This window comes from Desulfosalsimonas sp. (assembly GCF_055149105.1).
Genome location: NZ_JBSRLA010000084.1, coordinates 1 through 12,329 on the forward strand (window position 1 = coordinate 1; position 12,329 = coordinate 12,329).

General features: G+C 54.1%; 12 protein-coding genes. 6 read left to right on the forward strand and 6 right to left on the reverse strand.

Going from position 1 to position 12,329, the window contains the following annotated elements; genetic code table 11:
• Positions 1-112 precede the first annotated feature (112 nt).
• The 4 genes from ACTCIA_RS15160 to asnB form a co-directional block, all read right to left on the reverse strand.
• The gene (locus ACTCIA_RS15160; protein ID WP_463002647.1) at positions 113-466 is read right to left on the reverse strand and encodes a PilZ domain-containing protein; all 354 of its coding nucleotides are present in this window, start codon (positions 464-466) and stop codon (positions 113-115) included.
• Between the two features lie 99 nt (positions 467-565).
• Entirely contained in the window at positions 566-823 is a 258-nt protein-coding gene (grxC, locus tag ACTCIA_RS15165; RefSeq protein ID WP_463002648.1) for a glutaredoxin 3, read from the reverse strand.
• 27 nt (positions 824-850) lie between these two features.
• A complete protein-coding gene (locus ACTCIA_RS15170; protein WP_463002649.1) occupies positions 851-1,783 on the reverse strand; it encodes a glutamate-cysteine ligase family protein in 933 nt (310 codons plus the stop codon).
• The gene (asnB, locus tag ACTCIA_RS15175) at positions 1,780-3,699 is read right to left on the reverse strand and encodes an asparagine synthase (glutamine-hydrolyzing) (RefSeq protein WP_463002650.1); all 1,920 of its coding nucleotides are present in this window, start codon (positions 3,697-3,699) and stop codon (positions 1,780-1,782) included. The genes ACTCIA_RS15170 and asnB overlap by 4 nt, the downstream gene beginning before the upstream one ends.
• A gap of 187 nt (positions 3,700-3,886) precedes the next feature.
• On the opposite strand from asnB, the gene ACTCIA_RS15180 reads away from it, so the two are divergent.
• The 6 genes from ACTCIA_RS15180 to ACTCIA_RS15205 all read left to right on the forward strand — a co-directional run bounded on the left by ACTCIA_RS15180 (position 3,887) and on the right by ACTCIA_RS15205 (position 10,197).
• Positions 3,887-4,333, forward strand: coding sequence for a cereblon family protein (locus tag ACTCIA_RS15180; protein WP_463002651.1), 447 nt, complete (start codon positions 3,887-3,889; stop codon positions 4,331-4,333).
• 102 nt (positions 4,334-4,435) lie between these two features.
• Positions 4,436-6,523 carry an elongation factor G gene (gene fusA, locus ACTCIA_RS15185; RefSeq protein ID WP_463002652.1) on the forward strand — a complete coding sequence of 696 codons (2,088 nt, stop codon included), beginning with the start codon at positions 4,436-4,438 and terminating at the stop codon, positions 6,521-6,523.
• A gap of 90 nt (positions 6,524-6,613) precedes the next feature.
• Positions 6,614-7,330 (forward strand): AAA family ATPase, encoded by a 717-nt coding sequence (locus tag ACTCIA_RS15190; protein WP_463002653.1) that lies wholly within the window; start codon positions 6,614-6,616, stop codon positions 7,328-7,330.
• Positions 7,330-8,409 (forward strand): tRNA 2-thiouridine(34) synthase MnmA, encoded by a 1,080-nt coding sequence (mnmA, locus tag ACTCIA_RS15195; RefSeq protein WP_463002654.1) that lies wholly within the window; start codon positions 7,330-7,332, stop codon positions 8,407-8,409. The genes ACTCIA_RS15190 and mnmA overlap by 1 nt, the downstream gene beginning before the upstream one ends.
• Positions 8,410-8,413: 4 nt before the next feature.
• Complete coding sequence (gene mtaB / locus ACTCIA_RS15200; protein ID WP_463002655.1) at positions 8,414-9,784, forward strand: tRNA (N(6)-L-threonylcarbamoyladenosine(37)-C(2))-methylthiotransferase MtaB; 1,371 nt, start codon at positions 8,414-8,416, stop codon at positions 9,782-9,784.
• Complete coding sequence (locus ACTCIA_RS15205) at positions 9,781-10,197, forward strand: MerR family transcriptional regulator (protein WP_220128345.1); 417 nt, start codon at positions 9,781-9,783, stop codon at positions 10,195-10,197. The genes mtaB and ACTCIA_RS15205 overlap by 4 nt, the downstream gene beginning before the upstream one ends.
• A gap of 9 nt (positions 10,198-10,206) precedes the next feature.
• On the opposite strand, the gene ACTCIA_RS15210 is transcribed toward ACTCIA_RS15205, so the two are convergent.
• Together ACTCIA_RS15210 and ACTCIA_RS15215 are read right to left on the reverse strand one after the other, a co-directional pair.
• Positions 10,207-10,824 carry a TetR/AcrR family transcriptional regulator gene (locus ACTCIA_RS15210; RefSeq protein ID WP_463002656.1) on the reverse strand — a complete coding sequence of 206 codons (618 nt, stop codon included), beginning with the start codon at positions 10,822-10,824 and terminating at the stop codon, positions 10,207-10,209.
• A gap of 69 nt (positions 10,825-10,893) precedes the next feature.
• A complete protein-coding gene (locus ACTCIA_RS15215) occupies positions 10,894-12,048 on the reverse strand; it encodes a CaiB/BaiF CoA transferase family protein (protein ID WP_463002657.1) in 1,155 nt (384 codons plus the stop codon).
• Positions 12,049-12,329: the final 281 nt, after the last annotated feature.

Genomic DNA, 12,329 nt, shown 5'->3' on the forward strand with positions numbered 1-12,329 from the left:
TTCAAGATCAAGGCTTGCGCAATTTCGAAGAATGCAGCGTAGTTATCCGTACGTGAAATTCTGAGAAATTGCGCGTAACGCAGATATTGGACTTTTTACGGCGCCATCAAACTTATCGGTTCATCCGCGCAAGGATACACCGCTGCAGCTTTGACATGTCAATGACGGTAAACCGAACGCCCACCCCCCCTGAAGTTCTTCTCACGGTCTCGCCCAGGGCGGTCAGCACAAGTCCGGGGCTGTTGCCGGAATCAAAATCAATGGTGATATCCGCCTTTGCCGGCACCGGCACGGTTTTATCAGTGAGCAGAAACATGCCCGCACCCCCCAGATCATTGACCCGTCCCTGGATGGTCAGCACCTTTCTTTTGTCACTGTAAGGATCGATAATTTTCAAGGTGGCCCTGATATCGGGCCAAACAGTGGTACGCGTGTTTTTACGATAACGGCGGGCCTCGAAATTCATAGAAATATCCTATAGCTCACAAGTTCAATGTTTGTGAATCCGCCCGGGCAATGCCCATGCATGAAAGCCGTCCGGAAAGTGTTCCGGAATCCGGCAAACTTAGCCGCCAAGCAGGGGATCCAGACCGCCTTTGCGGTCCAGGGCGTTTAATTCATCATAGCCACCCACGTGCTGATCATCAATAAAAATCTGCGGAACCGTACGCCGGCCGCCGCTTCGCTCCACTGCCTCGGTCATGCGCGACGGATCGACGTCCACAAAAATCTCCGTGTATTCGGCGCCTTTTTGATCCAACAGGGATTTGGCCATCCGGCAGAACGGACAGGCCTTTGTGCTGTAGATTTCTATGACGGGCATTTGTTTTATCTCCTTGTTTGTTGATATTTAACACGATTGTGAAACCTGCGCGGTTCTGGAAATAAATTGCAGCCAGCACTGCCTGAAGGCATCCATGGGCATGCTGTCCAAAGTGCGCAGTTCCAGGGTGGTGCCCTTTAAATTAAACCGCACATCCGTAAAAATCGTGGTCATATGATATAAAAACGCTTCAAAGGAAGTATCGGCAGTTTTGAAAAACGGCACCTCCTCTCCAAGCGCCACGGCATGCAGTCCAAAACGGATCAGCCGGTCAATGAGTTCTTCGGGTTCTGTCAGCGGCTCTGCGCAGCAGGGCGGCATGCCGCACCGGGTGGGATCGGTGTTGTCCCAGATCTCGCGCCGCTGCGCTGACATCTGAAACAGCGGATCCCGGGCCAGGCGGCACAGCCGGAAAAACAGGGGCAGAAGCTCCTCAATGCTGCATATGGCCACGTGCAAATGAATGGAAGCCGTGGCCTTCATCATCTCATGGCCCCGGGTGCCGCTTGCGGCCAGGCGCCGGTGCAGGCTCACATAACGCTCGGAGGTCAAACACAAAGGCGCATCCCTGCGGCCCGGCACGTACCCCCGGGGCAGGTAGGAAATGCCGAGATGCGTGCGAATCTCTGCGTTGATCCGCTCCATAAAAGAAATGAAGCTGTCTATCCGCTTTTCGTCGCCGGCAACAAGCGGCGGGCTGCAGTACTCCAGCTGCCCGCCGGGCTCAAAGGCAATGCACAGGCCGTTTTCAAAAAAAACCGCGCCATTGGCGCATTTGCCCCAGCGGCTCAAGAGCGCTTCCACATCCGCCACATCCTCAATTTGCAGGACCCGGTCGGGCAGAAATTCAAATTCAAACCCGTATGTCCTTTCGGTCTTGGGCAGCTGGCCCTTTAAAACCGCCATGTACCGGCGGGTAAAATCGGCTGCCAGCCCGGCGATATCAAAATGCCCGTTCAATTGTCCTCCCGGGTCCGGAAATTTGGATAATCCCGCATGAAATGCTCGTACCAGAGGGTGAACACGATGACTGAAAAAAGCCGGTCCGCCTGGGAAACCAGGGTTTGCGGGCCCACACCGGATGCCGTGACATTTTCAGACAACCGCCGGACAAACCCGGGATCCAGCACATTGTGCTGCTGCACCAGATTGCCGAGCACCACTTCCCGGATGGGCTCGGGCAGGCTACGGGGTTCGGACAGCCAGTCCGCCATGGGAAAGGTAAAGGGCTGCTTTTTGCGAAACGCGGTTCTGGCATCCAGAAGCCCGTGCCGGACAAATGAATAAGCGCAGATCAGTTTTTCCCGGTTCAAACCCAGGTTCACCTTCATGGATACCGGCAGCCTGGCGGCAAACTCGGCCAGGCGATAATCCAGAAAGGGCGTGCGGGTCTCCAGGCCGTGGCGCATGGACAGTTTGTCAAGGCGCAGAATCACGTAATCCGGAAGCCGGCACCGGCTCTCAAAGGATATGGCCGTGTTCACCGGGTGTTCCCGGCCGGTGAGAGCCGGCGCCGCCTCGGCGGGAAACACCGGCTGATCCGGGGTGCTGCCCAGAAGCCGTTTGAGTTCGGCCGAATCAAACAGGGCCTCTGCCTGGATATAGCGCCGGGCCGGATCATGGCTCCTTGTTGCCAGGTAGTTTTCCAGCTCGGGATAGTGCCGGTTTACCCGCGCCTGGCCGGCTGCGGTCATGCGGCTGTATTGCTCTGCCGCTGTTTCAATCATGAATTTTTTGTATCCGGCAAAAATTTCGTCCGCCCCCTCGCCTGTGAGCACGGCCTTTACATCCGCGGCCGCAGCCCGGCAAACGCAGTCCGTGGGCAAAATGGTGCCCAGGGAAATGGGTTCTTCAACAGCCGCGATAATATCGGCAAGCCCTTCGAGACTGTCCTTGCCGCAAACTGCCGGCTGCAGCCGGGTTTGGGAGAACCAGCGGCTGCGGGTCTGCAAAAACCGCCTGACATCGGGCAACTCGTCATAGGCCGGCTCATCAAAAGATGCCGTATACAGGCGCATGTCCGGATGCGTGCCCACGGCGGCAGCCGCCACGGCAGACGAATCAATGCCGCCGCTGATAAAGCTGCCCAGTTCAACATCGGAACGAAGCCGGATTCGCACGGCATCTTGAAAAATATCGAAAAAGCCGTCTGCGGCGCTTTGCAGGTCCAGGTCCGTATCCTGTGGCCCGGTAATGTAATTCCAGTATTGGTGGATGGCAAATTTTCTGGCATTTAAGTCATATTCCAGGTAAGCACCGGGCGGGAGCCGGTAAATCCCGTCAAACATTGTCTGCTCACCGGGCACATAGCGATAGACAAAATAACTGGCCAGCCGGTCCGTGTTGAGCTGCGGGGCGATTTCCAGGCCCGCCAGAAGCGGTTTGATCTCCGAGGCAAAGGCGAATGCACCGTTTGCCTGGGTGTAATACAGGGGCTTGATGCCGAAGCGGTCCCGGAACAAAAACAGCTTTGCCTTTTTCGGATCAAGGATGGCCCCGGCATACATGCCGTTGAGCCGGTGAAGAAATTCAATGCCGTGGCGCCGGTACAAATGCAGGGCCACTTCCACGTCTCCGCTGGAAACAAAGGACTGATCCGCCACCTCCGGGCGCAGTTCAATATAATTGTAGATCTGGCCGTTGCAGACAATGGCGGTATCATCTGTTGGGCAGCAGATAGGCTGCATTCCGGTTTCCAGATCCAGAATGGCCAGGCGCACAAAACCCAGAGCGATATTTAAGCCGCCAACCCCGGCGGCATGAAAATCCCGGCCGTCAGGGCCCCTGTGTTTTTGCGTACATCCCATCTTCTGCACCTGACGACTCAGGTGGACCATGGAATGGCGCGCGGATACGATACCTGCAATGCCGCACATGATTTCGGCTCTTTTTGTCAAATAATCAAAGACCGGGCAGCTCCGGGCTGCCCGGAAGTGGATGTTATCTTTCAGACTCTGCCCCAGCCGTGGTGGCCGTGTCAAGTGTTTGCAAATATATTTTTGTATTTACAACCTTTTTAAATGAACTTATATTTTTTATATGATATATATGGAATCGGTCACAATGAATCTTCGACCGCCGGGACAAAAACCCGGGATCGCATGCAAATCCGGGCTTGACAGAAAACCCGGCGGACATCTAAAGCAGAAAAGCGCTCCGGAAACGACCCCGAACCAACCGCCGGCCCTGCTTTGCCGGCAGTGCCTGTCCTTTATCACCCGGCCCGGAGAGCGGATTGTTGTCCGCGGCGCCCATCACCATACATTTGCCAATCCTCACGGCATTGTGTTTGAAATCGGGTGTTTTCAGCAAGCCCCGGGTTGTGCCGCAGCCGGAGCACCCACGGATGAATTTACCTGGTTTGCGGGATACAATTGGCGGATTGCCATCTGCTCAAACTGCCTGACGCACATGGGCTGGCTTTTTACAGCCGCCGAGGGCAGCAGCCGTTTTTACGGCCTGATCCTGGACAATCTCGTGGAATCTGCGGCCGGATTTGAAAAAAAATAAACAAATCAAAAAACAGATTGACAAATACGGTCAAATTCGAATAACAGAGAAGGTTTTTAGCCACAGACAGATGATCTCTTTTTATGAAGGTGAACGCAAAACATGAGCCAAGACATTAAACACGTAAGAAACATCGGCATCAGCGCGCATATCGACTCCGGCAAGACCACGCTGACAGAACGAATCCTTTATCTGACCAAGCGGATTCACAAAATCCACGAAGTGCGGGGCAAGGACGGAGTGGGCGCCACCATGGATTCCATGGCCCTGGAAAAAGAACGGGGGATTACCATTGCCTCGGCAGCCACGTACTGCACCTGGGAAGGCCATGAGATCAACATCATTGACACCCCCGGGCACGTGGATTTTACCATGGAAGTCGAGCGCTCCCTTCGGGTGCTCGACGGGGCCATCCTGGTGCTCTGCGCCGTTGGCGGGGTCCAGTCCCAGTCCATAACCGTGGACCTGCAGATGAAGCGCTATAACATCCCGACTATCGCATTTATCAATAAGTGCGACCGAAGCGGCGCCAACCCGTTTAGGGTCATTGAGCAATTAAAGGAAAAGCTCGGCCACAATGCCGTGGCTCTGGAGCTGCCTATCGGCCTTGAAACGCATCATCACGGCGTGGTGGACCTGATTTCCATGAAGGCCCTTTATTTCGAGGGCGACCACGGCCAGCACGTAAAAACAGACGAAATTCCCGAAGAGCTTGTTGACACGGCCATGGAAAAACGCGAGGAACTGCTGGATGCGGCTTCTATGTTTTCCGATGAGCTCACCGAGGCCATTCTCGATGAGACAGAGGTTTCCGAAACCATGCTCAGGCAGGCCATTCGAAAAGGGGCGCTCAGGCGCGAGCTGACTCCTGTGCTCATGGGTTCGGCCTATAAAAACAAGGGAGTCCACCCCCTGCTCAATGCCGTTTGTGATTACCTGCCCTCGCCCGATGACGTGGAAACCCATGCCCTGGATATCACCAAGGGAGAAGAACCGGTACGCCTCACCGCAGACAACAAGGCGTCGCTGGTGGCCCTTGCTTTCAAGCTTGAAGATACCCCTTACGGCCAGCTTACCTACATCCGAACTTACCAGGGGGCCCTTGACAAGGGCGATACCATTTATAACGTGCGCACCGGCAAAAAAATCAAGGTGGGCCGGATTGTTCGCATGCATGCAGATAAAATGGAAGACGTGGAAACCATCCCTGCGGGATTTATCGCCGCGCTTTTCGGCATTGACTGCGCATCCGGCGACACCTTTACCGAACCGGGCGTAAACCTTTCCATGTCCTCTATGTATATCCCGGAGCCGGTGATCACCCTGGCGGTCAAACCTGCGGATTACAAGTCTGAAACCAACATGTCCAAGGCCCTCAACCGGTTTACCAAGGAAGATCCAACCTTTCAGACCCATTTTAATTCCGAAACCGGCGAAACCCTGATTTCCGGTATGGGCGAACTCCACCTGGAAATCTACCTTGAGCGCATGAAACGGGAATACAACGCCTCCATCATTGCCGGCGAGCCCCAGGTGGCCTACAGAGAAACCGTCACCCAGCAGGCCAATTTCGACTACACCCACAAAAAACAAACCGGCGGTGCAGGCCAGTTCGGACGGGTCATGGGGTATATGGAACCCGTGGAAGGCGAATTTGAATTTGAAAGCAAAGTCACCGGCGGGGCCATTCCCACCCACTTTATCCCGGCCTGTGAAAAGGGTTTTGCCGAATGCATGAAAAAAGGCCCCTGGATGAAATATCCGGTGACAGGCGTCAAAATGGTGCTCACAGACGGCGGCTTCCATGCCGTGGACTCCTCGGAAATGGCCTTTCAGGCAGCCGCCCGGGGGGCTTTCCAGCAGGCCTATTACAAGGCCAGGCCGGTTTTGCTCGAACCGGTGATGAAAGTGGTTGTGGAAACGCCTGACGAATTTCAGGGAAATGTTATGGGCTCCCTGAACCAGCGCCGCGGTATCATTATCGGCGCCCATGACGAGGGGATTTCCACAGTGATCGAGGCCCATGTGCCCCTGGCGGAAATGTTTGGCTATTCCACTGTGCTCAGATCCCTCACCCAGGGCAAAGCCCAGTTTACCATGGAATTTGAAGCCTACAAGGAAGTGCCCAAATCCGTGCTTGAAGAAATCGCCAAAAAAAATGAGCAGGCATCAAAAGGCGGAAAGTCTTAAACCATTGGGCGCATTCGTTCAGATTTGGAACCATTTGCCGTGTAAGCGGCTATTGAATTGATATTAAACTGCCATAAGGAATCCATACCAATGCAGAATCATACGCTCATGCGACGTGACCCTTTGAAGATGATCGGCGGCAGTGCTGCCGAAAGCATTGAAAATGGCGGTTTTGCCGCCATTCTTGCCCGGGCCGGAGTGGGCAAAACCGCCCTGCTCGTCCAGCTGGCCCTCCATGCCATGGCCGGAGGGAAAAATGTCCTGCACATCAGCACCGAAGACCCGGTGGACAAGGTCAACCTCTGGTACCAGGAAGTCTTTCACCGGCTGACCCAATCAGACAACCCCTCCCAGGGCGAAAAAATCTGGGATCAACTTCTCTACAACCGCTTTATCATGACGTTTGAAACCGAGACCTTTAACCTGGACAAGGTGCAGAAGCGCTTTTCGGAACTCATGGCAAACGGAATCTTCCAGCCCCGGTTGGTTATGATCGACGGGTTTGCCTTTGATGAAACAAGCCGTCCCCAGTTAAACGGCCTCAAGGATCTGGCGGCCACAAGCGATATGACCTTCTGGTTCACCGTTCGCACCCACCGCGACGAGCCCGTGGATTCTTCCGGAATGGCGACTTCCTTTGCGCCTTTTGCCGGCTTGTTTGACCTGATGCTCCAGCTTTACCCGGAAAAGGACCGGGTCTATCTCAAACGCCTGCCACATGCAGCCGAACAAGACCGGCAGGACACGGCCGAATTGTACCTGGATCCAGCCACACTGCTGGTTAGCGACAGCCCAGTTGGCGCGTAATGACAATTGCCGTTGCCGTAAGCGGCGGCATCGATTCCCTGGTGGCCGCCCATCTGCTGAAAAAAGAGCACGGCTCGGTTTTCGGCATTCATTTCCAGACCGGATATGAAGAAAAACAGCATCCGCACACCGACGATTCTCCCGCCTCCGAAAACCGGTGGCGGGAGCCTTACGTCCCCCGTCTGCAAGCCCTTATGGGCAGCCTGGATATCCCGCTGAAAATCATCGACTGCCGCCGGGAATTTGAAAACCGCATTGTGGATTATTTTCTCCGCTCCTATGCCTCCGGCCGCACCCCCAACCCCTGTGTGCAATGCAACCGGGACATCAAATTCGGCATTGCCTTAAAAGCGGCAGCCCGGATGGGCGCAACACATCTGGCCACGGGTCACTATGCCCGCATCCGGCACACCAGGGACCAATACGAGCTCTTACAGGGCCGGGACCGGCAAAAAGACCAGTCCTATTTCCTGTCCATGCTGCGGCCGCATCAACTGGCCTGCGCCCTGTTTCCCCTGGGAGAAATGCATAAGGATCAGGTCCATGAGATTGCCCGTATAAACGATTTGCAGCCCCTTTCCGGCCGGGAGAGCCAGGATATCTGCTTTGTCCGGAACCGTCACTATGCAGATTTTCTTGAATCCAAAAAAGGACGGATTTTTCCGCCCGGACCGATCGTGGATACCCAGGATAAGCGCATCGGCACCCACAAGGGACTGCATCGCTACACCATCGGACAGCGCCGGGGCATTGACTGCCCGGCTCAATCCGCCTATTATGTCGTTGATATCGATCCGGCAGCCAATCGACTGGTTGTGGGATATAAAAATTCATTGTATAAGGAAACATGCTTTATCCAACAGGTTAACTGGATGGTCAGCAAGCCCCATGGCCCGATAGCAGTCAGGGCCCGGATCCGGTATCGCCATGCCGGAGCGGAAGCCGAAATTCACCCGTTGGAAAACAACCGGGCGGTCATCGGGTTTAAAACCCCCCAGAAAGCCATCACCCCCGGACAGGCCGCTGTATGCTACCGGCACGAAAGGGTTGTGGCTGCCGGCTGGATTGAAGGCGCATGAAAACATGAGCAGCTTTCTTAAAATCATCACCCTCGGCTGCAAAGTCAACCAGGCCGAGACCGAATCGCTGGCAGCCGGATTTGTAGGCCAAAAAACCTGGAATCTTGCCGGTCCCCAGGAAGATGCGGACCTTTGTATCATCAACACATGCGCGGTCACGCAAAAAGCCGCCATGCAGTCCAGGCAGGCCATCCGCAAAGCCGTCCGCGGCCATCCCAACGCCGTGATTGTTGTCACGGGCTGCTATGCCCAGAATGACCCCAAAGCGATTGGCGATATCAAAGGCGTGGATTATGTCATCGGCCAGGGCGAAAAACACCGGATCATTGAAATTGAAAGCGCTCTAAAGCCGTTGGACTCCCCAAAATCGTCGCTTACCCGTGTCAGCGGGCCGATAATCCGGCACAGCGATATTTCCGGGCTGCGGTGTTTTGCGCCCATGCCCGCCCCGGCCGCAGGGGCGTTTCGGACCCGGCCTTTTTTAAAAATCCAGGATGGCTGCAATTCCTTTTGCACCTATTGCATTGTTCCCTATACAAGGGGCCGAAGCAGAAGCCTGCCGGCAGATGCAGTGATTTCCGAATTCCGTGCCCTGGCTGATGCCAATTCACCTGAAATTGTCCTGACCGGCGTGCACATCGGCAAATACGGCCAAGACCTCACCCCGCAAATGGATCTCGCCGGCCTGCTTGTTCTTCTGGATTCCGTTAACGGCGGCCATCGCATCCGCCTGTCTTCTGTTGAGCCCGCGGAAATCACCGACACCCTGCTTCAAACGATTTATGAATCAAAAAAGATCTGCCCTCATTTTCACATACCCTTGCAAAGCGGAGACTCATCGATTCTGCAAAAAATGAAAAGGCCCTATACCCCGCAAATCTTTGCAGAGCGCATTGAAAGCATCCACGGCCTTTTTCCGGATGCAGCAATCGGAGTTGACGTTATCGTGGGGTTTCCCGGGGAAGGCGATTCCGCCTTTACCCGCACGTTTGAACTCATTGAATCCCTGCCGGTGACATATCTGCACGTATTCCCGTTCTCTGCCCGGCCCGGAACCCGGGCGGCCGGATTTGACAATCCGGTTTCCGCAGCCGTGATCAAGCAACGCTGCCGGATGCTGCGTCAGCTGGGGGAGGAAAAGAAACAGCAATTTTATGAAAAAATGACCGGGAAAACGCTGGATGTGGTCATTGAAACCGAAAACACAGGGAAACCGGGATTGTCCAGGGGCATCACCGACAACTACATCCCCTTGTACGTGGAAAATGCATGCGGCCTGCAGGGCACCCGCGTGGCCTGTCAAATCAACGGATCCGCTTCAGAGGCCCTGTGCGGCAAAGCGGTTACCGCCATTCTATCGGAGCAAGCATCATGACCCGGATGAAAACCCAGAAAGAAATTACATACTCTATTTCCGAACTGGCAGAAGAACTGGATATCAGTACGCGGGCCATTCGTTTCTACGAGGAAAAGGGCCTGATCACCCCGGAGCGCACCAAGGGCAACCACCGCATCTACGACCGGCGGGACCGGGCCCGGTTAAAACTGATCCTGCGCGGAAAGCGCCTGGGCTACTCTCTGGATGAAATCGCTGAAATGATCGGCATGGGCAATTTTGACACAGACGAGGAACAGCAGTTAAAAAAAGCCTATTCCTATGGAAGGAGAAAGCTCAAGGAAATTGAAAGCCGCATGGAGGAACTCGAAATTCTCAAGCAGGATCTGCTGCGGGTGCAGGAAAAAATCTTAAACCGACTAAAGCAGCTCAACTTAAAGCCCCCCCGATAAAACCGGGTTTTATGTAAAGGCGGCCAGGTTGAAAAACTGAAGGGTATCTTTGGCATGCTGGATGTATTGCCGCCGCTCCATACCCAGCATGGGACGGAAAAAATTTTCCCCGGACACGAAATTGTGGATGGCATTCATAATATAAAGCACTTTCATGCGGGCTTCCACCGGCACATCCTTGCGGTCTGCGGCAAGCCCCATGGAATAGGCAATATCTGAGAGATACTCCGGCACCCGGAAATCCAGAATGCTTCCATGGCGTGTTTTCATGAAATACCGGTGAAGGGTCAGGTTGGAGATCTCCGGATTTTCAAACAAATAATCCACCATCTGCTCAATGGCGATATCCAGGCGCTGCGCCAAAGGCTTTCCCTTGATGATCTTTTCCACCTCAATGAGCTTGTTTCCCAGCCCGTCATTGATATCCCGGATCACGGCTTCGTATAAATCCCCCTTTTCCCCCCAGTGGTAATAGAGGGTGGAGATGTCAATATCCACGGCCTTTGCGATCATGCGCGTGGTTGTGCCGTGAAACCCGTATTCACCGAAAATTTTCCGGGCTGCCTCAAGAATGCGGGCCTTCATGGACTCGGGATTCTGTTTTGCCTTTTCAAGAGATGTTGCCATTCTATCCTTTGCCTGTATCATTGAACAATTGAATTTTTTTCAAATACCAAAAATAACCGCCCGCCGACCTCAGATCACACCCCGGCCGGCCATGTCATCGATTTCAGCGTCCTTGTAACCAAGCTCTGCAAGCACCTGCCTGGTGTTTTCGCCGAATTCAGGCGGAAACTGGGAAACACGGGCCGGGGTTTGAGACAACTTGGCCACCGCACCCAGGGCCGTCAGCCGCCTGCCCTTTGCACCAGTGAGTTCCAGCACCATATCCCTCTGGGAAAACACCGGATCTGAAAGGGCTTCGGAAAGATTTTTTACCGGTGCCCAGCAAATCTCCGCACTTTCAAAGGCCTTCTGCCAGTGCGAAAGGGTTTGGGAGCGAAATTGTTGTTTGAAAAAATCAATAATTTCCTTCCGGCGTGCATCATCATACTGCAGCGGGGTATATTCCGGAACCTGGAAAAAATCGCACAAATTTTTCCAGAACCGGTTTTCCACCGCACCAATGGAAAGATACCGGCCGTCTGCGGTTTCATAGGTATTGTAGCAGGCATACCTGTGGGACAGAAACCAGTTGCCGCGCTCCACGGCCTGGCCTGCGGTCTGCTGGATATTCAGGGCAAGCGAGAGCAGGCTCAGGCACCCATCTGTCATGGAAATGTCAATGTACTGGCCACTGCCGGTTTTCTCCCGGGAAAACAGGGCCATCATGATCCCGATCACCGCATTCATCCCCCCGCCGGCCATGTCCGCGATCTGAATGCCCGGAATCACCGGCCGGCCGTCTGCCTCTCCGATTAAGCCCAGCACGCCGGCCACGCTGAGGTAATTGGCATCATGGCCCACAATGCCCGCATAATCACCGGTCTGGCCGTAACCGGTAATGGAGCAGTAAACAATGGACGGGTTGACTGCCCTGACCGATTCATAATCCACGCCCAAACGGGCTGTCACGCCGGGGCGGAAGCCTTCAAGCACCACGTCGGCATCTTGGACCAGTTCAAAAAAAATCTTTTTCCCCGCCTCTGACTTTAAATTCAGGCAAATATGCTCCTTGCCCCGATTGACCGCATTGTCCGGAAAAAATTCCCCTGCAAAGCGTTTGTCTTCAACCGCAATGACCCGTGCACCATGATCGGCAAGAATCATGGATGCATAAGGCCCGGGCAGCAGACGGGACAGATCAATAACAGTAATGCCGTTTAAAGCACCGGTTTTGGCATCTGGCATGGTTTTTCCTCCAAAAGAAAGCTTGCCGGACGGATAAAAATTCAATATAATAAAGAAACAGCTTCAATCCAGCGTTTGATTCCATCACTTGATGTATAATTCAGCAACCCTTTGATGTCAATCACAAATAAAATGACTTAAACCACCCGAATTCAGGAAATACTTGGTGCCCGAACGAAAATCAGGATTTTTCGTCAAGGTCAAGGACGGCGAAAATTTTAACCGCAGGAATACTCGACGTATTTTGAGGATTAAAATTTGAGCCGGACGCAGAGATTGGC

Bases quoted from the DNA above. Each gene is read 5' to 3' on its own strand.
- fusA (WP_463002652.1), top strand. From the start codon at position 4,436: ATGAGCCAAGACATTAAACACGTAAGAAACATCGGCATCAGCGCGCAT.
- ACTCIA_RS15160 (WP_463002647.1), bottom strand. From the start codon at position 466: ATGAATTTCGAGGCCCGCCGTTATCGTAAAAACACGCGTACCACTGTT.
- grxC (WP_463002648.1), bottom strand. From the start codon at position 823: ATGCCCGTCATAGAAATCTACAGCACAAAGGCCTGTCCGTTCTGCCGG.
- ACTCIA_RS15190 (WP_463002653.1), top strand. From the start codon at position 6,614: ATGCAGAATCATACGCTCATGCGACGTGACCCTTTGAAGATGATCGGC.
- mtaB (WP_463002655.1), top strand. From the start codon at position 8,414: ATGAGCAGCTTTCTTAAAATCATCACCCTCGGCTGCAAAGTCAACCAG.
- mnmA (WP_463002654.1), top strand. From the start codon at position 7,330: ATGACAATTGCCGTTGCCGTAAGCGGCGGCATCGATTCCCTGGTGGCC.
- ACTCIA_RS15210 (WP_463002656.1), bottom strand. From the start codon at position 10,824: ATGGCAACATCTCTTGAAAAGGCAAAACAGAATCCCGAGTCCATGAAG.
- ACTCIA_RS15180 (WP_463002651.1), top strand. From the start codon at position 3,887: ATGAATCTTCGACCGCCGGGACAAAAACCCGGGATCGCATGCAAATCC.
- asnB (WP_463002650.1), bottom strand. From the start codon at position 3,699: ATGTGCGGCATTGCAGGTATCGTATCCGCGCGCCATTCCATGGTCCAC.
- ACTCIA_RS15215 (WP_463002657.1), bottom strand. From the start codon at position 12,048: ATGCCAGATGCCAAAACCGGTGCTTTAAACGGCATTACTGTTATTGAT.
- ACTCIA_RS15205 (WP_220128345.1), top strand. From the start codon at position 9,781: ATGACCCGGATGAAAACCCAGAAAGAAATTACATACTCTATTTCCGAA.